21 protein-coding genes are annotated in these 18750 nt (G+C 61.3%); 20 read left to right on the forward strand and 1 reads right to left on the reverse strand.

What is annotated here, in order from left to right; genetic code table 11:
* The first annotated feature begins 100 nt into the window (after window positions 1-100).
* Window positions 101-493: a PAAR domain-containing protein gene (locus ALO43_RS11160; RefSeq protein WP_024668599.1), complete on the forward strand. Its 393-nt coding sequence runs from the start codon at window positions 101-103 to the stop codon at window positions 491-493.
* Between the two features lie 249 nt (window positions 494-742).
* On the opposite strand, the gene ALO43_RS11165 is transcribed toward ALO43_RS11160, so the two are convergent.
* Window positions 743-1522: a ParA family protein gene (locus tag ALO43_RS11165; RefSeq protein WP_005888269.1), complete on the reverse strand. Its 780-nt coding sequence runs from the start codon at window positions 1520-1522 to the stop codon at window positions 743-745.
* Between the two features lie 307 nt (window positions 1523-1829).
* Between ALO43_RS11165 and ALO43_RS11170 the strand changes: the two genes are divergently transcribed.
* Genes ALO43_RS11170 through ALO43_RS11260 form a run of 19 tightly spaced genes read left to right on the forward strand, consistent with a single transcriptional unit; the run spans window position 1830 to window position 18703 of the window.
* Window positions 1830-2549, forward strand: a complete 720-nt coding sequence (locus ALO43_RS11170) for a beta-ketoacyl synthase chain length factor (protein WP_005888268.1) — start codon at window positions 1830-1832, stop codon at window positions 2547-2549.
* On the forward strand, window positions 2525-3337 hold the full coding sequence (locus ALO43_RS11175; RefSeq protein WP_054997504.1) for a lysophospholipid acyltransferase family protein: 813 nt from the start codon (window positions 2525-2527) through the stop codon (window positions 3335-3337). Before ALO43_RS11170 ends, ALO43_RS11175 begins: the two co-directional genes overlap by 25 nt.
* Window positions 3312-3575 carry a phosphopantetheine-binding protein gene (locus tag ALO43_RS11180; protein WP_054997505.1) on the forward strand — a complete coding sequence of 88 codons (264 nt, stop codon included), beginning with the start codon at window positions 3312-3314 and terminating at the stop codon, window positions 3573-3575. The genes ALO43_RS11175 and ALO43_RS11180 overlap by 26 nt, the downstream gene beginning before the upstream one ends.
* 2 nt (window positions 3576-3577) lie before the next feature.
* Window positions 3578-3832: an acyl carrier protein gene (locus ALO43_RS11185; protein ID WP_024690751.1), complete on the forward strand. Its 255-nt coding sequence runs from the start codon at window positions 3578-3580 to the stop codon at window positions 3830-3832.
* Window positions 3829-4374, forward strand: a complete 546-nt coding sequence (locus tag ALO43_RS11190) for a COG4648 family protein (protein WP_005888260.1) — start codon at window positions 3829-3831, stop codon at window positions 4372-4374. The genes ALO43_RS11185 and ALO43_RS11190 overlap by 4 nt, the downstream gene beginning before the upstream one ends.
* A 10-nt stretch (window positions 4375-4384) precedes the next feature.
* Window positions 4385-6067, forward strand: coding sequence for an acyl-CoA synthetase family protein (locus tag ALO43_RS11195; protein WP_054997519.1), 1683 nt, complete (start codon window positions 4385-4387; stop codon window positions 6065-6067).
* A complete protein-coding gene (locus ALO43_RS11200; protein WP_024671190.1) occupies window positions 6060-6794 on the forward strand; it encodes a glycosyltransferase family 2 protein in 735 nt (244 codons plus the stop codon). The genes ALO43_RS11195 and ALO43_RS11200 overlap by 8 nt, the downstream gene beginning before the upstream one ends.
* A complete protein-coding gene (locus ALO43_RS11205) occupies window positions 6791-7738 on the forward strand; it encodes an LpxL/LpxP family acyltransferase (protein WP_005888254.1) in 948 nt (315 codons plus the stop codon). The genes ALO43_RS11200 and ALO43_RS11205 overlap by 4 nt, the downstream gene beginning before the upstream one ends.
* Window positions 7722-9266 carry an HAL/PAL/TAL family ammonia-lyase gene (locus ALO43_RS11210; protein ID WP_054997506.1) on the forward strand — a complete coding sequence of 515 codons (1545 nt, stop codon included), beginning with the start codon at window positions 7722-7724 and terminating at the stop codon, window positions 9264-9266. Before ALO43_RS11205 ends, ALO43_RS11210 begins: the two co-directional genes overlap by 17 nt.
* Window positions 9256-9681, forward strand: a complete 426-nt coding sequence (locus tag ALO43_RS11215; RefSeq protein WP_005888250.1) for an acyl-CoA thioesterase — start codon at window positions 9256-9258, stop codon at window positions 9679-9681. The genes ALO43_RS11210 and ALO43_RS11215 overlap by 11 nt, the downstream gene beginning before the upstream one ends.
* On the forward strand, window positions 9678-10292 hold the full coding sequence (locus ALO43_RS11220) for an outer membrane lipoprotein carrier protein LolA (protein WP_005888249.1): 615 nt from the start codon (window positions 9678-9680) through the stop codon (window positions 10290-10292). The genes ALO43_RS11215 and ALO43_RS11220 overlap by 4 nt, the downstream gene beginning before the upstream one ends.
* Complete coding sequence (locus ALO43_RS11225) at window positions 10276-12663, forward strand: MMPL family transporter (RefSeq protein ID WP_054997507.1); 2388 nt, start codon at window positions 10276-10278, stop codon at window positions 12661-12663. The genes ALO43_RS11220 and ALO43_RS11225 overlap by 17 nt, the downstream gene beginning before the upstream one ends.
* Window positions 12650-13897, forward strand: coding sequence for an NAD(P)/FAD-dependent oxidoreductase (locus tag ALO43_RS11230; protein WP_024671187.1), 1248 nt, complete (start codon window positions 12650-12652; stop codon window positions 13895-13897). The genes ALO43_RS11225 and ALO43_RS11230 overlap by 14 nt, the downstream gene beginning before the upstream one ends.
* Entirely contained in the window at window positions 13894-14625 is a 732-nt protein-coding gene (locus ALO43_RS11235) for a class I SAM-dependent methyltransferase (RefSeq protein ID WP_024690755.1), read from the forward strand. Before ALO43_RS11230 ends, ALO43_RS11235 begins: the two co-directional genes overlap by 4 nt.
* Window positions 14625-15107, forward strand: coding sequence for a hypothetical protein (locus ALO43_RS11240; protein ID WP_054997508.1), 483 nt, complete (start codon window positions 14625-14627; stop codon window positions 15105-15107). Before ALO43_RS11235 ends, ALO43_RS11240 begins: the two co-directional genes overlap by 1 nt.
* Window positions 15104-16300, forward strand: coding sequence for a beta-ketoacyl-[acyl-carrier-protein] synthase family protein (locus tag ALO43_RS11245; RefSeq protein ID WP_024671184.1), 1197 nt, complete (start codon window positions 15104-15106; stop codon window positions 16298-16300). Before ALO43_RS11240 ends, ALO43_RS11245 begins: the two co-directional genes overlap by 4 nt.
* Complete coding sequence (locus ALO43_RS11250; RefSeq protein WP_005888242.1) at window positions 16297-16752, forward strand: ApeP family dehydratase; 456 nt, start codon at window positions 16297-16299, stop codon at window positions 16750-16752. Before ALO43_RS11245 ends, ALO43_RS11250 begins: the two co-directional genes overlap by 4 nt.
* On the forward strand, window positions 16749-17477 hold the full coding sequence (gene fabG, locus ALO43_RS11255) for a 3-oxoacyl-ACP reductase FabG (protein WP_005888240.1): 729 nt from the start codon (window positions 16749-16751) through the stop codon (window positions 17475-17477). Before ALO43_RS11250 ends, fabG begins: the two co-directional genes overlap by 4 nt.
* Window positions 17477-18703 (forward strand): beta-ketoacyl-ACP synthase, encoded by a 1227-nt coding sequence (locus ALO43_RS11260; protein WP_054997509.1) that lies wholly within the window; start codon window positions 17477-17479, stop codon window positions 18701-18703. The genes fabG and ALO43_RS11260 overlap by 1 nt, the downstream gene beginning before the upstream one ends.
* Window positions 18704-18750: the final 47 nt, after the last annotated feature.

Below are 18750 nucleotides of genomic sequence, written 5' to 3' on the forward strand. Positions count from 1 at the left end.
GATGTTTACGTGGGATTTGTCTTTAACTGGCTTTGGTCGATGCCGAGGCGCTGATTTGCACCTAGCCTCAGGCTTTCCGGAACCTACAGGAAGTACTGCCATGTCATTCATAGTCAGGGAAGGCGATTCCACTACCAGCGGCGGCTTTGTGCTGAGCGCATCTGCGCAAGAGGTGATCGACGAGCGCCGCGTAGCGCGCATGGGGGACCCGGTCTGGTGCCCTGCATGCACGAGTATCGGCTTCATCGCCCAGGGCAACCCGACTTACGTCGACGACCTGGTGGCAGTGGCCACTCAAGGCCACCATGTACGCTGCGGCTGCGAACCCGGCAGCAATACACTGACGGCCTCGCAGGAGAGATTTCAGGCTGATATGGACGCAACCATCAGCATCCCCGAAGAACTGGCCTTGAAAGCACGCCTGCATGGCGAACACTTGGCGCGCTCATTGAGAGACGGCAGCTACACGCCAGAGGTGCTGAGGCCACGATGACTCTCATGCCAATGCCCGTATGCCATTTTGGACGATTTGCGCCCGCTATCGAGCAGGCGGCGCGGCGCAGATCTGTGACGCGGAGCGTCACCCAAGGCATTACCACGCTGGAGCGTGAGGAACGATAGACGCATATGTTGGGAGGTGAGGCACGATAGGCGTCCGGAAGAACTCCTATCGTGCCCACGCTCCAGCGTGGGCACGCATTTCTGGACGCTCTGCGTCCGATTTCGGGTGCGCAATGGCCCATCAAGGATGGGCATTGGTCTCCAGCAAATGATGCAGGTCGACAAACTGTTGCGTCAGTTTGTGGCGTGGGTCTAGGTGGATCAGGGGCAGGTTGACCTGGTGCGATTCACGCATTTTCACCGAAGCATTCAAATAGACCGGCAGCACTGGCAGTCCCTCGGCGATGAGCTCGTCGAGCATCTGCTGCGGCAGGCTGGCCCGCGGCTGGAACTGGTTGACGATGATGCCCTCGACCAGCAGATCCTCGTTGTGATCTTCCTTCAACTCTTCGATTTCACGCAGCAGCCCGTACAGTGCCTGTCGCGAGAAACTGTCGCAATCGAAAGGGATCAATACGCGATCTGAAGCAATCAGCGCCGAAACCGCATAGAAATTCAGTGCAGGCGGCGTATCCAGATAGATCCGCTCGTAGTCCTCGCTTAGCTCATCCAGCAGTTTGCGAAGCTTGTTGATCTTGTGCTTTGCCTCAAGCTTGGGCTGCAGGTCAGCCAGCTCGGCCGTGGCGGTGACCACGTGCAGATTGTCGAATGGCGTTTCATAGATATCGACGTGGTTTTTCTTGGCGAACGGGGCAGCCGCCAGCGTGTTCTTGAAAAACTCGGCAATCCCCATCGGAATATCGTGGCCAGTCAGGCCGGTAAGGTACTGGGTAGAGTTGGCCTGGGCATCGAGATCGATCAACAGTGTCCGATAGCCTTCGTGAGCGCTGACTGCAGCCAGATTGCAGGCGATGCTGGATTTGCCGACACCGCCCTTCTGATTGAATACCACGCGACGCATGCTTTGGGCTCCTCGAAGATGAAGAAACAACAAGAGTGGCCGATAACGACCATAGGTGCATCGATTCTAGGCAGCAGATGTGACAACAACGAGCTTACCCCATACGGAGGGTGTCTGGTTGTCATACACAAAACAGACTCGAACCTTACGATACCTGCCTATAAACAGTTTTTCATGTAACAAATTTGCTAGTAATGACACCCATCGGGATAATGCGCGCACTCGGGATAATGACCGCACCCAGGCTGATATCGACCTGATATCGATGTAGCGAGAAACATGCCCACAGGGGCGGGAAGGCATAGTCTTGATCACGTTCAACATTGCACGATGGCAGGCTTGGGCCCCGGGCCTGGCAAGCGCGGATGACTGGCAGAAATGGAGTCGTGACCCGACGCCTTTGCAAGACAGTGATGAAGCGCCGGACGTGTCTTTTCTGCCTGCCATGCAGCGCCGACGTCTTGGTCGCATGGCGCGCATGGCGTTTGCAGTCGGCTGGCCATTGACCGAAGGCTACGGACGAGTGCCGCTGGTGTTCGTATCGCGCCACGGAGAAACCCCGAGAACGTTTGAAATTCTGCGTGACCTGGCCGCAGACGAGCCGCTTTCGCCGACCCAGTTCAGCCTCTCGGTGCATAACGCAGTGATTGGCCTGTGGTCGATAATGCGCGGCGAGACCAGTGAAATGACGGCGTTGGCAGCCGCAGGCGATGGCCTGGAATATGGAGCATTCGAGGCAGCTGCGCTGTTGGCTGAAGGAGCTGAAGCAGTGCTGCTGGTGGTGACCGAAGAGCAACCACCGCAAGCCTATGCCCAATGGATTGATGATGTGCCCTTTCCCTACGCCGTCGGCTTGCTGCTGACGCCTGGCAGCGAGTGGGAATTGTCTTTGCACGGCGACACGCAAGGAACCCGACGTACTCAGTGGCCCCACGCACTGAATCTGCTGCGCGCCTTGCACACTAATCAATCGGCCTGCCTGCACCCCTGGAATAACCGGTTATGGAACTGGCAACGCAGTCACTGAAAAAAGGTCAGGACGCCTATTACTGGCGCCTGCTGGCAACCGGCATCAGTTTCGCCCTGTTCGGGTTGAGCGGCCTGTGCCTTCGATTGTTCGTTTTTCCGGTATTGAGCTGCCTGCCAGGCAGCAAGGCCAGCCACCAGCGGCGCGCGCGACGGACCATCAGCCACCTGTTCTGGCGGTTCATCCGCATCATGGCGCGTATGGGCGTGCTGACCTACGAGGTGCAGGGCGCCGAAAAACTGGGGCGTCCCGGGCAGATGATCATCGCCAATCACCCATCACTGATCGACGTGGTGTTTCTGATCGGTCTGGTGCGTGACGCCAACTGCGTGGTCAAGCGCAGCCTCTGGGAGAACCCGTTCACACGTGGCCCGGTGCGCTCCACCGGCTATATCAGCAACGACGGCAGCATGGACATGCTCGACGCCGCAGTGGAGCGCCTGCAAAGCGGCCAGACGCTGATCATCTTTCCTGAGGGCACGCGCACCCGGCCCGGTCAGCCGCCGGTCTTTCATCGGGGCGCGGCCGCCATCGCGTTGCGCGGCGCGAGCCTCATCACCCCGGTGACCATTCAGGTACGCCCGACCACCCTGACCAAGGCCGAGCCTTGGTATCGCATTCCGCAACGCCGCGTGCACTTCACTTTTCGCGTCGGTGCCGATATAGACCCAAACGCCTTCAGTTCGCTAGGCCCGCCACCCATAGCGTCCCGCAAGCTCAACGATTACCTGCATGACTATTTCACCAAGGAGCTCGCCTCAGATGAGCGATCTGCACCAGAACATTAAATTGTTGATCATCGATGCCCTGGGCCTCGAAGACATCACTCCGGAGGATATCGGCAACGATATGACGTTGTTCGGCGAAGGACTTGGCCTGGATTCGGTCGATGCACTGGAATTGGGTCTGGCCATCCAGAAGCGCTACGGCATCAGGATCGACGCCGATGCAAAAGACACACGTAACCATTTTGCCAGCGTCGACAGCCTAGCGGCCTTCGTCAGCGCCAACCGGCCTGAGAATTGAACATGCAAACCCGTGAAGACATCTTCGAAATCCTGCGCACCGCAATGGTGGAACTGTTCGAACTGGAGGCCGAGAGGGTCACGCTTGACGCTAACCTCTATCAGGACCTGGAAATCGACAGCATTGACGCCGTGGACTTGATCGACCACATCAAACGCAAGACAGGGAAGAAGATCGCCGCTGAAGAGTTCAAGTCGGTCAAGACCGTGAACGACGTGGTCGATGCTGTTTACCGACTGGTCAACGCGACCGAATGAAGCGCCTGATCGGGCTGATTCTGGTCCTGGCCGGTGTGCTGTATCCATTTGCCGTCTATTGGGGAACCGAGCACTTCGCTCCGTGGCAGTTTGCGCTGCTGCTGGGAAGCCTGTGGCTCGCCCGCGCGCTTACCGGCGAACGCAAACCCGGCAGCCTGGCAATGGCGCTAGTGGCCCTGGCCTTCTGTGTGGTGCTCGGTGTCGTCGACAGCCACCTGATGCTGCGCTGGTATCCGGTGCTGGTCAGCGCATTCATGCTCAGCCTGTTCGGTTCAAGCCTGATCTACGGGCCGCCGATCGTGGAAAAAATGGCGCGCCTGAACCGTCCGGACCTACCTGAGGCCGGCATCCGCTACACCCGCAGGGTCACGCAGATCTGGTGCGGGTTCTTTCTGTTCAACGGCCTTGCTGCAACGCTGCTGACGTTGTGGGCGCCGTTGTCTTGGTGGACGCTGTACACCGGCCTGATTTCCTACGGATTGATGGGCGTGCTGTTTGCTGTCGAATGGATCGTCCGCCCTCCCTCTGCGGGCGGCAAATGAAATGGATCGCATGAACTGGTTGAATCTGCAAGACCTGCTGCTGGCCCCACTGCCGGGTCGCCTGCTGACCCAGGCCCCAGAGCTTGACCACGCGCAGTTCTGCCATCAGGCGCTGAGCGTCGCGGCGGACTTGCAGGCACGTGGTGTCAGGCAGATTGCGGTGCATCTGGAAGACGCCGCCGAGCTGGCTGTCGCGTTGTTCGGTGCCTGGCGCGCGGGTGTCCACGTACTGCTGCCCGCCGACCTGCAGGGTCAGACCCGTGAGCGCTGGGCAACTCAGGTAGATCTATGGCTGACCGATCAGCCAGGCGACACGCATCTGCACGACCTGCACGCTGCGCCGCTTGCCCCTGCTGCGCTGGACCTTGACCAGTGCCGGCTTGGCCTGTGTACCTCGGGGTCCAGTGGCGAGCCCAAACTGATTGAAAAGCGCCTTCGACAACTGGCCAACGAAGTCTGCGCACTGGAACAATTGTGGGGCGCAGAACTGGGTGAGGCGTGCATGATCGGCAGCGTCGCGACCCAGCATATTTATGGTTTGCTGTTCCGCCTGCTGTGGCCACTGTGCGCGGCACGCTCCTTTGTTCGCCACCAGTTGCCGTTTGCCGAAGACCTGCAACGCGCCAGTCGCGAGTACCCTTCATTCGCCTGGGTTGCCAGCCCGGCGCTGCTAAAACGCATGGGCGATAACCTCGACTGGGCCAGCCTGAGTGCCGTGCGCAGGGTCTTTTCATCCGGCGGCGTGCTGCCTGCCGACGCCGCGCAGAGCCTGCAACAGCGCCTCGGCCAGTGGCCAACGGAAATTCTCGGCAGTTCGGAAACAGGCGGCATCGCCTGGCGTCAGGGCGAACAGCACTGGCAAGCCTTTGCCGACGTCGAGCTGAGTCAGGACGCTGAAGGCGCATTGCGCATCCGCTCGCCCTACCTGCCGCCCGGTCATACCGAGCAGACCTCTGATGCCGTTCGAATAGGCCAAGACGGGCGTTTCGAGCTGCTGGGCAGGCTGGACCGTATCGTCAAACTCGAAGAAAAGCGCGTTTCGTTGCCGCTGATCGAGCAAGCTCTCGCGACTCACGAATGGGTGAGTGAAACGCGCCTTGGCGTGGTCCAGGAAAACCGTGCTTCGCTGGGCGCAGTGCTGGTGCTGAGCGATGCGGGCTTGCTGGCCCTGCGCAACCAGGGCCGCCGCGCCCTTACCGAGGTTTTGCGCCAGCACCTGCGGCCGCATTGCGAAACCATCGCGCTGCCGCGGCGCTGGCGTCTGCTGCGGCAGATGCCGCTGAATGCACAGGGCAAACTGCCTCAGGCAGAGGTTGAGGCGCTGCTGCTGGCGCCACGTTCGACACAACCGGAAGTACTCGAACAACAGACCGTCGAAGGCGAACTGCATCTGCAAATGATCGTCCCGCCCGACCTGGCGTTTTTCAGCGGGCACTTCCCCAAGGCGCCGATCCTGCCCGGCGTGGTTCAGGTCGACTGGGCAATCAGCCTGGGCCAGCGACTGCTGGATCTGCCACCCGATTTTGCCGGCATGGAAGTGCTCAAGTTTCAGCAACTGGTTCGCCCCGGCGATCGCCTGAAACTGACCCTGCGCTTCGACGCCGCGCGCTCCAAGCTCCATTTCGCCTTTCACAACAGCAAAAACGCACCCTGCTCCAGTGGCCGAATCCTGCTGGGGGGCAAACATGCATAAGCCCTGCGTCATCATTCCGGTGTTCGATCACGAGTTGGCGGTGCCCAATGTAGTCAAGGCCGTGCGCGACGCCGGCTTGCCCTGCGTACTGGTGGACGACGCCAGCAGCCCGGCCTGCGCCGCCGTGCTGCAACAACTGGCCCGGGGCGACGACATTTACCTGCTGCGCCTGCCGGTCAACCAGGGCAAGGGCGGCGCAGTCATGGCAGGCTTCAGGGAAGCGGCACGCCTGGGTTTCAGCCATGCGTTGCAGGTCGATGCCGACGGCCAGCATGACCTGCGTGACATCCCGGTGTTTCTGGAGCAGTCGCGCCAGTACCCCGATGCGCTGATCTGCGGCTATCCGCAATACGACGACAGCGTGCCTAAAGGCCGCTTGTACGCTCGCTACCTCACCCACGTCTGGGTGTGGATCAATACGCTGTCGTTGCAGATTCGCGATTCGATGTGCGGCTTCCGCCTCTACCCGCTGGCGCCTGTGCTGACCCTGATCAACCATGTAAACATCGGCAAGCGCATGGACTTCGATTCGGAAATCCTCGTGCGCCTGTCATGGCGGGGGCAGGCGATGCGCTGGCTGCCGACCCGCGTTCATTATCCGCAGGACGGGCTGTCGCATTTCCGGCTGTTTCATGACAACGCGCTGATCTCGAAAATGCACGCCAAACTGTTCTTCGGCATGCTGATCCGATCGCCGATGATTGTTCGCCGCAGGTGGCGTTCATGAGCCTCAACAAGCCCCCCAAAGAACATTGGGCCAGTCACGAAGAGCGCGGCAGTTTCATGCTCATGAAACTCACCGCCTGGGGCATGCGTGTACTGGGCCGGCGCCTGCTCAGCCCGGTGCTGTATGGCATCGTCTTGTATTTCTTTGTGTTCGGTCGACGTGCCCGGAGCAGCATCTGGCAATACCAGCAGCGGTTGTCTGACTGGAGCGCCAGACCCGAACTACAACCCAGCCAGAGGCGGGTGTTCGGCCAGTTCATGGCCTTTGCCGAAGCGTTGCTCGACAAGCTCGATGTGTGGAACGGCAGGCTGGGCCTCGACCAGATCGAAATCGTCGACCGCGGCATGATCCGCCAGAACCTGCGCGGCGAACGCGGCCAGATGCTGGTGGGTGCGCACCTGGGCAACCTTGAAGTATGCCGCGCACTGGCCGAACTCGGCGAAAAGATCACCATGAACGTGCTGGTACACACCAAGCACGCCGAACGCTTCAATCGTCTGCTGGGCGAGGCTGGCGCGACCAACCTGCGGCTGATTCAGGTCAGCGAGCTGGACCCGGCGATCATGTTGCAATTGAGCCAGCGGCTGGACGAAGGCGAGTGGCTGGCGATTGCCGGCGACCGTGTTGCCTTGCATGGCGGACGCAATGTGCGGGTTGATTTCCTCGGCCATTCCGCCGCTTTTCCGCAAGGCCCGTGGTTGCTGGCCGGCCTGCTCAAATGCCCGGTCAACCTGTTCTTCTGCCTTAAAGGCACGCAGGGTTATCGAGTGATTCTTGAACCGTTCGCCGAGGCAATCGAATGGCGCCGCAGTGACCGCCCTCAGGTGATCGCCCTCTGGGCCACGCGCTACGCCGAGCGGCTTGGGCATTACTGCCTGGAGGCGCCGCAACAGTGGTTCAACTTCTACCCGTTCTGGAAATCCGACGATGAACCAAGCTCCTGATCCGATCACGTTCGGCGAACATGCCTTGCGTATCGAAGACATGTTGACCCTGGCCAATCGCCAGGCACCCGGCGTGCTGCAGAACGACGCCGCGTTTCGCGCACGCATCGCACGGGGCGCAAGGTTTCTGGACTCGTTGCTGGCCAGGGAAGGCGTTATCTACGGCGTCACTACAGGTTACGGCGACTCCTGCGTGGTAGCCGTACCGCCGGAGCATGTGGAGGCACTGCCACGTCATCTGTACACCTTTCACGGCTGCGGGCTGGGCAAGTTGCTGGATGAGCAAACAACCCGAGCAGTGCTGGCAGCGCGCTTGCAGTCATTGTGTCAGGGCGTTTCCGGGGTCAGGATCGAACTGCTCGAGCGTCTGCAGGCGTTTATCGATGAGGACGTCCTGCCGCTGATCCCGGAAGAAGGCTCGGTAGGCGCAAGTGGCGATCTGACGCCGCTGTCCTATGTAGCCGCGACCCTGTCCGGCGAGCGCGACGTCATGTTTCGCGGTGAACGCAGGCAGGCCGTTGATGTACATCGCGAGCTGGGCTGGACACCGCTGGTGCTGCGTCCCAAAGAGGCGCTGGCGCTGATGAACGGCACCGCAGTCATGACCGGCATTGCCTGCCTGGCGTTTGCCCGCGCCGATTACCTGCTGCAACTGGCAACCCGTATCACCGCCATGAACGTGGTGGCACTGCAAGGCAACCCGGAGCATTTCGACGAACGCCTGTTCGCCGCCAAGCCGCATCCCGGCCAGATGCAAGTGGCGGCGTGGCTGCGCCAGGACCTCGCCATCGACGCGCCGACCGCCCCATTGCACCGTTTGCAGGACCGCTACTCACTGCGCTGCGCGCCGCATGTGCTGGGCGTGCTGGCTGACAGCCTGAACTGGTTGCGCTCGTTCATCGAGATCGAACTGAACAGCGCCAACGACAACCCGATCATCGACGCCGAAGCCGAACGCGTGTTGCACGGTGGGCACTTCTACGGTGGGCATATCGCCTTTGCGATGGACAGCCTGAAAACCCTGGTGGCCAATGTGGCGGACCTGCTTGACCGACAACTGGCGCTGCTGGTCGACGAGCGCTATAACCACGGTCTGCCAAGCAACCTGTCAGGTGCCAGCGCCGAGCGGGCAATGCTCAATCACGGCTTCAAGGCGGTGCAGATCGGCACCAGCGCCTGGACTGCCGAAGCGTTGAAAAACACCATGCCGGCCAGCGTGTTCTCGCGCTCCACCGAGTGCCACAATCAGGACAAAGTGAGCATGGGCACCATCGCCGCGCGGGACGCCATCCGGGTGCTGGAACTGACCGAACAGGTGGCCGCGGCTACGCTGATCGCTGCCAATCAGGGCATCTGGCTGCGCAGCAAGGCTGCCGATGCGCGGCCGCTGCCGCCGGCCCTGGCCGCCATGCACGATCAGTTGAGCAAGGATTTCGCCCCTGTCATAGAGGACCGGGCACTGGAAGGCGAATTGCGCCTGTGCCTGAAACACATCGCCAACCGCCGCTGGAGGTTGCATGCGCAGTAAAGGCTTTCTGCACGTCGACACCGAAATCGTGGTGCCGTTTTTCGACGTCGACATGATGAACATCGTCTGGCACGGCAACTACGTCAAATACCTTGAGGTCGCGCGCTGCGCTTTGCTGGACCATATCGGGCATAACTACATGCAGATGCTCGAATCCGGTTATGGTTGGCCAGTGATCGACCTGCAATTGCGCTACGTGCGAAGCACCGTGTTCGGCCAGACGCTGAACGTGCGCGCCAGTCTGGTGGAATGGGAGAACCGTCTGAAGATCAACTACCTGATCACCGATGCACACACCGGGGAGCGACTGACGCGCGCCAGTACGGTGCAGGTCGCCGTGGACAGCCAAAGCCGCGAGATGCAGATGGTCTCGCCTCAGGTCTTTATCGATGCCGTAAAGAGAGCCCTGCCATGACCCGACCGTTTCGTACGTTGCTGCTGCTGGGTTTGCTGGGCCTGTCTTCACTGGCCCAGGCTTTCGACCTGCAGCAGTTGAGCGACCAGCTCGCCAAACCTGCGGTGGTGCAAGGCCGCTTCATTCAGGAAAAGCATTTGCGCGCCCTGCCGCAGCCGCTGCTCAGCAAAGGGCGCTTTGTCCTCGCCAGAGATTTCGGCCTGCTCTGGTTGCTGGAGACACCGCTGAAACAGGATTACCGCATCACGGCCAGCGGCATTTCCCGCCGTGAAACCGTCGGCGACGTCAGCACCTGGAAACCGGTGCCGAACAAGAACGCCGGTGCCGAGCAGAACCGCCTGTTCCTCTCCGTGCTGCAGGGTGACAGCAGCGGCCTGCAACGGGATTTCGACTTGCAGCTCAAAGGCGATGCGAGTGCATGGCAACTGACTCTGGTGCCGCGCTCGCTGTTGCTGCAACAGGTCTTCAAGCAGATCAACATCGATGGCGGCGAGCTGGTCCAGCGGATCGAACTGCTGGAAACCCAGGGCGACAGCACGGTTCTGAAAATGATCGACAGCAGCAGCGCCCCGGCCCTGACAGATGCGCAGCGTAATGACTTCAGCAACTGAGCGGCGACTGCCGCGACTGTTCCTGCTGATTCTGGCAGGCATTCTGGCGCTGGCCGTCTGGCAATGGCACGACCGTTCGCCGCTGTCGGCCAACCTCATGGAGCTGGTGCCGGGCACTGACAACGATGCGCTGGTAGAGAGCGCTGAAAAGCGCATGCAAGAGCCGCTCAACCGCGAAATGCTGGTGCTGGTGGGGCATACAGATCGCCAGCAAGCCGTCGAGCTGGCCCGCAAACTGGGCGAGCAATGGCAGGCGAGCGGTCTGTTCGAGAAGGTTCAGTGGACGCTGCAGGCTGACCTGCCAGCTTTGCGCACCCAGTTGCTGAAAGGCCGTATTGCGATGTTGCCGGCAGCGGATCGGGCACTGTTGATCGAAGACCCGAAAACCTTCATCGAGCAACGCGTGCAGACCCTGTTCGACCCGTTCGCCGGTTTCAGCCTGGTGCCGAGCCAGGATGACTGGCTGGGCCTTACCGGACGCATTCAGAACGGCCTGCCAAAACAGGGCTCGGTCGAACCCGACTTGGCCAGTGGCGCGTTGATTGCTACCGCCGAGGGCAAAAGCTGGGTGCTGCTGCGCTCGCGAACCCGCAGCGATGCGTTCGACATGCACCTGCCCGGTCAGGTCGCCGACCTGCTGGCGCAGGCCCGAGTGCAGGCGAGCGACGCCGGTGGCCAGTTGCTTGCAGCCAGCGGCCTGCTTTACGCGGCAGACGGCCAGAAGCAGGCCAGCCGGGAAATTACTTGGGTTGGCGGCGGTGCTACGGCAGGTATTTTGTTACTGCTGTTGCTGGCCTTCCGGCGCTGGAGTGTGCTGCTGGCATTCGTCCCGGTGGTGGTCGGCATGCTGTTTGGCGCAGTCGCCTGCGTGGCATTTTTCGGCAACATGCATGTCATGACATTGGTGCTGGGCTCCAGCCTGATCGGCGTGGCCGTGGATTACCCGCTGCATTACCTGTCCAAAAGCTGGAGCATGAAGCCTTGGCGCAGCTGGCCTGCGTTGCGCCTGACGCTGCCCGGCCTGAGCCTGAGCCTGATCACCAGCTGCATCGGCTACCTTGCACTGGCCTGGACGCCCTTCCCGGCACTGACGCAAATTGCTGTGTTCTCGGCTGCAGGCCTTGTGGGCGCCTACCTGACAGCGGTGTGCCTGCTGCCCGCGCTGCTCGCAAACGTAGAGATCCGTCCTGCGCAATGGCCATTGAGGCTGGCACAGCAGATGCTCGATTGCCGGGCTGCACTGCTGCAACGCATCAACACGCCGATCCTGCTGGTACTGCTGCTGGCCTTTTGTGCCGGAGGCATCTGGCACCTGACCACCAAGAACGATATCCGCCAATGGGTAGCTGCCCCTCAGGCGCTGACCGACGAAGCCCAGACCATCGCGCAAATCACCGGCTATCAACCGACCAGCCAGTTCTTTCTGGTGCGCGGCAAGGATCAGCAGCAGTTGCTGGATCGCCAGACGGCGTTGACCCAGCGGCTTGATCAACTGGTGAGCATGGACAAGCTGCAGGGCTACATGGCGATCAACCAGTTGCTCGACTCGCCGGCCGAGCAGCAGGCGACCCGCGACGCTCTGAGCAAACTGCCGCAGTACTGGGGGCCGCTGGTGCAACTCGGCGTGCCGGCCAACGCCTTGAAGGCCGAACTCGCCCAACTGCAGGCCCTGCCGAAGCAAGACATCGATGGTGCGCTGCAAGGCCCGCTGAGCGAGCCGTGGCGCACACTCTGGCTGGGCGCCATCGACAACCCTGAAGGCGGCGTTGCGGGAATCGTCAGTCTGCGCGGCCTGAACAGCATGGCGTTATTGCGCGTGCAGGCTATCGGGCTGGAAGGCGTGCAACTGGTTGACCGCCTTGGCGAACTCAATGACGTGTTCGCTCACACGCAGATCAGCGCCGCCGAGCTGAAACTGGCTTCATGCCTGTTGATCGTCCTGCTGCTGATTGTCCCGTTCGGCTTCAATGGCGCATTGCGCATCGTCGCGCTGCCTCTGCTGGCAGCGTTGTGCAGCCTCGCCAGCCTGGGTTGGCTTGGCCAGCCGTTGACCCTGTTCAGCCTGTTCGGCCTGCTGTTGGTCACCGCAATCAGCGTCGATTACGCCATCCTGATGCGCGAACAGGTCGGAGGGGCCGCAGTCAGCCTGCTTGGCACGCTGCTGGCGGCCGTCACCACCTGGCTGTCGTTCGGCCTGCTGGCGGTTTCCGGCACTCCGGCGATCAGCAATTTCGGGCTATCGGTCAGCCTGGGGCTGGCCTTCAGCTTTTTGCTCGCACCGTGGGCCAGCCCGCGTCAAGACACTCATGTGCCCTTATCGTCCTCCCCTGCCTCCGTCAAATCGGAAAGGAACAGCCGTGCCCATCATTGATAGGGAAATGCGTCAGGTCGTGGTCATCGGTGCCGGCCCCGCCGGTTCGATTGCGGCCGCGCTGCTAAAGCGCCAGGGTCATGACGTGCTGATCATCGAGCGCCAGCTTTTTCCGCGTTTTTCGATCGGCGAAAGCCTGCTCTGTCATTGCCTGGACTTCGTCGAAGAGGCGGGAATGCTCGACGCGGTGCAGGCTGCCGGTTTCCAGCGCAAGAATGGCGCAGCCTTCGCGCGCGGCGAGCAGTACAGCGATTTCGATTTCGGAGACACCTTCAGTCACGGCAAGCCCACCACCTTCCAGGTACAGCGCAGCGAGTTCGATAAACTGCTGGCCGATCAGGCCGAGCTGCAAGGTGTGGAGATTCGCTATGAGGAGGAAATCATCAGCGCAGACGTCGATGGCGCGCAGCCTGTATTGCGGGTAAAGCGCGCAGATGGCAGCCAATACAGCGTGCAGTCTGCCTTTGTGCTGGACGCCAGCGGCTACGGTCGCGTGCTGCCGCGCCTGCTGGACCTGGAAGCACCTTCGGGTTTTCCGGTACGTCAGGCAGTGTTTACGCATGTCGAAGATCACATCGACAGCCCACCCTTTGATCGTCAGAAAATCCTTGTCAGCATCCACCCGCAGCACAGCGACGTGTGGTTCTGGACGATCCCGTTCAGCGAGGGCCGTTGCTCGGTGGGCGTGGTGGCCTGCGCCGAGCGCTTCAAGGACAAGCCCGACGACCTGGACGCCTGCCTGCGAGCCTTTATCGATGAAACACCGCAACTGGCGAATGTGCTGAAAAATGCCGTCTGGGATACGCCTGCCAGAACCATCGGCGGCTACTCTGCCAACGTCAAAACGCTGCACGGCAAGGGCTTCGCGCTGCTGGGCAACGCTGCAGAGTTCCTCGATCCGGTGTTCTCTTCGGGCGTGACCATCGCCATGCGTTCAGCGAGCATGGCGGCCGGCGTCCTGAGCCGGCAGTTGCAGGGCGAGCCTGTGGATTGGGAAAGCGAATTTGCCATCCCGCTGAAACGTGGCATCGACACCTTCCGGGCCTATGTCGAAGGCTGGTACGACGGCACCTTCCAGAGCGTCATCTTCTACCCCGGCAGCGCTCCGGACATTCGCCGCATGATCAGCTCGATTCTGGCCGGCTATGCTTGGGACGAGCGCAACCCGTTCGTCAGCGAACCCAAGCGACGCCTGCGCACGCTGTCGGAAATCTGTGCGGACAGTGGCTCATGACTCGACCGTTCCTGAGCGACAGCTACGTCGAGGAAACCCGCTTCGGGCTGTGGTTTCTGCGCAGCCATACCTGGCAACACCGCGTGCTGCGCGTCGCGATCGACGACCTGCGCACGCTGTTTTCAAGCCCGCCACCGGTTGCGCCGGTCTTGCTGGATGCCGGTTGCGGGCAGGGCAAGTCGTTCCAGCACCTGAGCAAGGTCTTCAAGCCGTCCAGGCTGATCGGTGTCGACGCCGATCCGCACAGCCTGAGCATGAGCCTCCAGGAAGCGGTTGCCAAAGGCATTGAGGTGGAGCTGATCGGCAGTGACTGCGCCGCCCTGCAATTGCCGGATGCCAGCGTCGATCTGCTGTTCTGTCATCAGACCTTCCATCATCTGGTCGAGCAGGAACAAGCGCTGGCCGAGTTTTTCAGGGTACTCAAGCCGGGCGGTTATCTGTTGTTCGCAGAGTCCACCGAGGCCTATATCGACACCTGGGTGATTCGCTGGCTGTTCCGTCACCCTATGCACGTTCAGAAAAGCGCCGATCAGTATCTGGACATGCTCCGCGAGCAGGGCTTCGAATTCGCCGCACATAATGTTTCCTACCCTTACCTGTGGTGGAGCCGCGCCAAGGATTTCGGCTTGCTGGAAGCCCTGAAACTGCGCAAGCCCAAACCATTCGGGCAACGAGAAGAAACCCTCGTCAATGTCGTGGCCCAAAAACCGTTGCGAGGTGACGCCTGATGATCCGACTGCTGTTGCTGGTCTTTCTGTTGCTTGGCGGCTGCGCTGCACAGGCGCCACTGCCTGCTACCCCGCCGACCCTGCAATTGCCGATGCAACTGCACATCGAACGTCACCAGGCGGAGCAGAGCCAGGACTGGGTGCTGGTCATCCAGCGCGAACCGACCGGGCTACGTTGGTCGATGATGGACCCGATGGGCATTCCTCAGGCACGCCAGCTGCTGATCAACGGAGAGTGGCAGGCCGATGGTCTGCTGCCGCCCAACCCAGAGGCCCGCGAATTGTTTGCGGCATTGATGTTTGCCATGACGCCTGATCTGGAAATGCATGGCCGCTATCCCACGGCTTATCGCCAAGGCATGCAGCGCCGCCTGGATGACCGCTGGCTGGTTGAATACCAGTCGGCCAACGCGTTCACCATCCGCCTCAAGGACCATCTGAGCTACAAAGTGACCCCGCTGAACAACGGGACCGCGCCATGACCGCCTACCTCAATGCGCTAGGGGTCATCTGTTCGCTGGGTGCAAGCCGAGAAGAAGTATCGCGCAGGCTGTTTGCCGGTGACAGCTCAGGCATGGTGGTCGAGAGCGGCTGGGTGCCAGAGCGTGCGCTGCCAGTCGGGGCGGTAAAGGCCGAACTGCCGGCCATGCCGCCAGCCATGAGTTCGCAACACAGCCGCAACAACCAGTTGCTGCTGGCCGCCGCCTTGCAAATCGAAGACGATATTCGGCTGGCCATCGAACGCTTCGGTGCAGCGCGCATCGGCGTCATCATCGGCACCAGCACTTCCGGCATCGACGAAGCGAGTAGCAGCATGGCGATCTGGCTGCGTGATAAAGCGTTCCCCGAACACTACGATTATCGCCAGCAGGAGCTGGGCGCACCGGCTGGTTTCCTTGCCAGCTGGCTGCAATTGACCGGCCCGGCCTACGTGATTTCCACCGCCTGCACATCCAGCGCACGCGCATTGCTCAGTGCTCGTCGGGCTCTGGACATGGGCCTGTGCGATGCCGTGCTGTGTGGCGGCGTCGACAGCCTGTGCAAGCTGACCCTCAACGGTTTCTCGGCGCTCGAAGCAATGTCGCCCCAGCTGTGCAATCCATTCTCGCGTCATCGAAACGGGATCAATATCGGCGAGGCGGCCGCGCTGTTTCTCATGACCCGAGAAGCTGGCAGCACGCATTCGGTTGCGCTGTTGGGCGCGGGCGCCAGTTGCGATGCTCACCACATATCAGCCCCCGAACCCAGCGGACGTGGCGCACAGAACGCCATGTTGCAGGCGTTGAGCAATGCCCGACTGGACGCCGCACAGATCGGCTATCTGAACCTGCATGGCACAGCAACGCCGCTCAACGATGCGATGGAAAGCCGTGCGGTGCAGGCCGTGTTCCCGGAGGGTGTGCCCTGCTCTTCGACCAAACCACTCAGCGGCCACACACTGGGCGCGGCCGGGGCGCTGGAAGCCGCCTTTTGCTGGCTGAGTCTGGCGCCGCACAACAGCCAACAGGCCCTGCCGCCACACGTGTGGGACGGCGAGGCAGACCCACAGCTGCCTGCCCTGCAATGGACACTGCCGGGCACTCGCCTGGCCTCTGCCGACGCTCGCTACATGATGAGCAATTCCTTTGCCTTCGGTGGCAACAACATCAGCCTGATTATCGGAGATGCCCCATGACCGAGTGGCCGCTCGCCGAACTTATTCCCCACGCTGGCGACATGATCCTTATCGATCAGGTGCTGGACTTTGACGCAGAGCAGATTCACACCCGTCTGACCGTGCGCGCCGACGGCCTGTTCAATCAGGCGGACGGCAGCCTGCCCGCCTGGCTCGGCGTAGAACTCATGGCACAAAGCGTGGCGGCCTTTGCCGGCTGCCAGGCGCGTATCAAGGGCGAAGCGGTCAAGCTGGGTTTTCTGCTCGGCAGCCGCAAGTTCGAATGCAATGTGGCGCGCTTCCCTCTGGGCAGCGAACTGCATATTCATGCCATACGCTCGCTGCAGGATGACAGCGGCATGGGCGTCTTCGAATGCACCCTGACCGGCCCGGACATCACAGCGTTTGCCCGCCTCAATGTATATTGCCCAACCAACACTGCTGATTACCTGGCTGAAGGAGCCCCGGCATGACTGAATCGATACTGGTCACCGGCTCCAGCCGTGGCATCGGCCGCGCCATCGCCTTGCGTCTGGCACAGGCCGGCTATGACCTGATCTTGCATTGCCGCACCGGGCGCAGTGAAGCCGAGGCCGTGCAGGCCGAAGTACTCGCCTTGGGACGTCAGGCACGGGTTCTGCAATTCGACGTCTCGGACCGCGCCGCCTGCAAGACGATTCTGGAAGAGGACGTGGAAACCCACGGTGCGTATTACGGCGTGGTGCTCAACGCCGGTCTGACCCGCGATGGCGCCTTTCCGGCACTCAGCGAGGACGACTGGGATCAGGTGCTGCGGACCAATCTGGACGGTTTCTACAATGTCCTGCATCCACTGACGATGCCGATGATTCGCCGTCGTGCTGCAGGCCGAATTGTGTGTATCACCTCGGTCTCGGGCCTGATCGGCAACCGTGGGCAGGTCAATTACAGCGCGTCGAAGGCAGGTCTGATCGGCGCTGCCAAAGCACTGGCCATTGAACTGGGCAAGCGCAAGATTACCGTCAACTGCGTCGCACCGGGGCTGATCGACACAGCGATGCTCGACGAGAACGTTCCCGTGGATGAACTGATGAAAATGATCCCGGCACAGCGCATGGGCACGCCCGAAGAAGTTGCTGGCGCTGTGAATTTTCTGATGTCGGCGGAAGCCAGTTACATTACCCGACAGGTGCTGGCCGTCAATGGAGGGTTGTGCTGATGAAGCGTGTGGTGGTCACCGGTATGTCCGGCATTACCTCAGTGGGCAGCGACTGGGCCACCATCAATGCGAGTTTCACGGCCAACCGCAGCGGCATTCGCCGGATGGACGAATGGGACCGTTTCATCGAGCTGAATACTCGCCTGGCTGCCCCCATCGACGATTTCGCCGTGCCTGCGCACTGGACGCGCAAGCAGTTGCGCAGCATGGGCCGTGTCTCGCGGCTGGCAGTGGGCGCCGCCGAACAGGCGCTGATCATCGCCGGGCTGCTGAATGACCCGATCATTCGCGACGGCCGCATGGGCACAGCCTGCGGCTCATCCACCGGCAGCACCGACGAGATCAAGGCCTTCGGCAACATGTTGATCAACTCGGTGGCGCTGGACCTGAATGCCAATTCGTATGTGCGCATGATGCCGCACACAACGGCGGCCAACATCAGTATCTTTTTCGGCCTGACCGGACGCCTGATCCCGACCTCCAGCGCCTGCACCAGCGGCAGCCAGGGCATCGGTTACGCCTACGAAGCGATCAAATTCGGGCGTTTGCCCTTAATGCTGGCAGGCGGTGCCGAAGAACTGTGCCCGACCGAAGCGATGGTGTTCGACGCACTGTACGCGACCAGCCTGAAGAACGATGCACCGCACACCACGCCGCGTCCTTACGACAGCGGGCGCGATGGGCTAGTCATCGGTGAGGGCAGCGGCATGCTGGTGCTTGAAGAACTTGAACACGCCCAGGCACGCGGTGCGCCGATCTATGCCGAGGTAGTCGGCTTTGGCAGCAATGCCGACGGCGCTCACAGCACCCGGCCAGAACAAACCACCATGCGCCGCGCCATGGAGCTGGCCCTGGAAGATGCGGGCTTGCCGCCGGACGCCATCGGCTACGTCAACGGGCACGGCACGGCCACCGAACAAGGCGACATAGCCGAAACCCTGGCCACCAGCAGCCTGTTCGGCCCACGCATGCCGCTCAGTTCCCAGAAAAGCTTCCTCGGCCACACCTTGGGCGCATGCGGCGCACTCGAATCATGGTTCAGCATCGAAATGCTCAACAGCGACCGATATATCCACACCCTGAACCTGACTGACATTGACCCACAATGCGGGGAACTGGACTACATCGTCGGCGAACCCCGGAAGATGAGTAACGAATACGTCATGAACAACAACTTTGCCTTTGGCGGAGTAAATACATCGTTGATCTTCAAGCGTTGGGGTTGAGAGGTAGTCCATACGCAGAACAAGGTTTCTGCCCCCAAGGCGTGAGA

Source organism: Pseudomonas tremae (assembly GCF_001401155.1).
GTDB lineage: Bacteria > Pseudomonadota > Gammaproteobacteria > Pseudomonadales > Pseudomonadaceae > Aquipseudomonas > Aquipseudomonas tremae.

Bases quoted from the DNA above. Each gene is read 5' to 3' on its own strand.
- ALO43_RS11200 (WP_024671190.1), top strand. From the start codon at position 6,060: ATGCATAAGCCCTGCGTCATCATTCCGGTGTTCGATCACGAGTTGGCG.
- ALO43_RS11220 (WP_005888249.1), top strand. From the start codon at position 9,678: ATGACCCGACCGTTTCGTACGTTGCTGCTGCTGGGTTTGCTGGGCCTG.
- ALO43_RS11195 (WP_054997519.1), top strand. From the start codon at position 4,385: ATGAACTGGTTGAATCTGCAAGACCTGCTGCTGGCCCCACTGCCGGGT.
- ALO43_RS11210 (WP_054997506.1), top strand. From the start codon at position 7,722: ATGAACCAAGCTCCTGATCCGATCACGTTCGGCGAACATGCCTTGCGT.
- ALO43_RS11245 (WP_024671184.1), top strand. From the start codon at position 15,104: ATGACCGCCTACCTCAATGCGCTAGGGGTCATCTGTTCGCTGGGTGCA.
- ALO43_RS11175 (WP_054997504.1), top strand. From the start codon at position 2,525: ATGGAACTGGCAACGCAGTCACTGAAAAAAGGTCAGGACGCCTATTAC.
- ALO43_RS11165 (WP_005888269.1), bottom strand. From the start codon at position 1,522: ATGCGTCGCGTGGTATTCAATCAGAAGGGCGGTGTCGGCAAATCCAGC.
- ALO43_RS11260 (WP_054997509.1), top strand. From the start codon at position 17,477: ATGAAGCGTGTGGTGGTCACCGGTATGTCCGGCATTACCTCAGTGGGC.
- ALO43_RS11180 (WP_054997505.1), top strand. From the start codon at position 3,312: ATGAGCGATCTGCACCAGAACATTAAATTGTTGATCATCGATGCCCTG.
- fabG (WP_005888240.1), top strand. From the start codon at position 16,749: ATGACTGAATCGATACTGGTCACCGGCTCCAGCCGTGGCATCGGCCGC.
- ALO43_RS11225 (WP_054997507.1), top strand. From the start codon at position 10,276: ATGACTTCAGCAACTGAGCGGCGACTGCCGCGACTGTTCCTGCTGATT.
- ALO43_RS11160 (WP_024668599.1), top strand. From the start codon at position 101: ATGTCATTCATAGTCAGGGAAGGCGATTCCACTACCAGCGGCGGCTTT.
- ALO43_RS11215 (WP_005888250.1), top strand. From the start codon at position 9,256: ATGCGCAGTAAAGGCTTTCTGCACGTCGACACCGAAATCGTGGTGCCG.
- ALO43_RS11235 (WP_024690755.1), top strand. From the start codon at position 13,894: ATGACTCGACCGTTCCTGAGCGACAGCTACGTCGAGGAAACCCGCTTC.
- ALO43_RS11250 (WP_005888242.1), top strand. From the start codon at position 16,297: ATGACCGAGTGGCCGCTCGCCGAACTTATTCCCCACGCTGGCGACATG.
- ALO43_RS11240 (WP_054997508.1), top strand. From the start codon at position 14,625: ATGATCCGACTGCTGTTGCTGGTCTTTCTGTTGCTTGGCGGCTGCGCT.
- ALO43_RS11190 (WP_005888260.1), top strand. From the start codon at position 3,829: ATGAAGCGCCTGATCGGGCTGATTCTGGTCCTGGCCGGTGTGCTGTAT.
- ALO43_RS11205 (WP_005888254.1), top strand. From the start codon at position 6,791: ATGAGCCTCAACAAGCCCCCCAAAGAACATTGGGCCAGTCACGAAGAG.
- ALO43_RS11185 (WP_024690751.1), top strand. From the start codon at position 3,578: ATGCAAACCCGTGAAGACATCTTCGAAATCCTGCGCACCGCAATGGTG.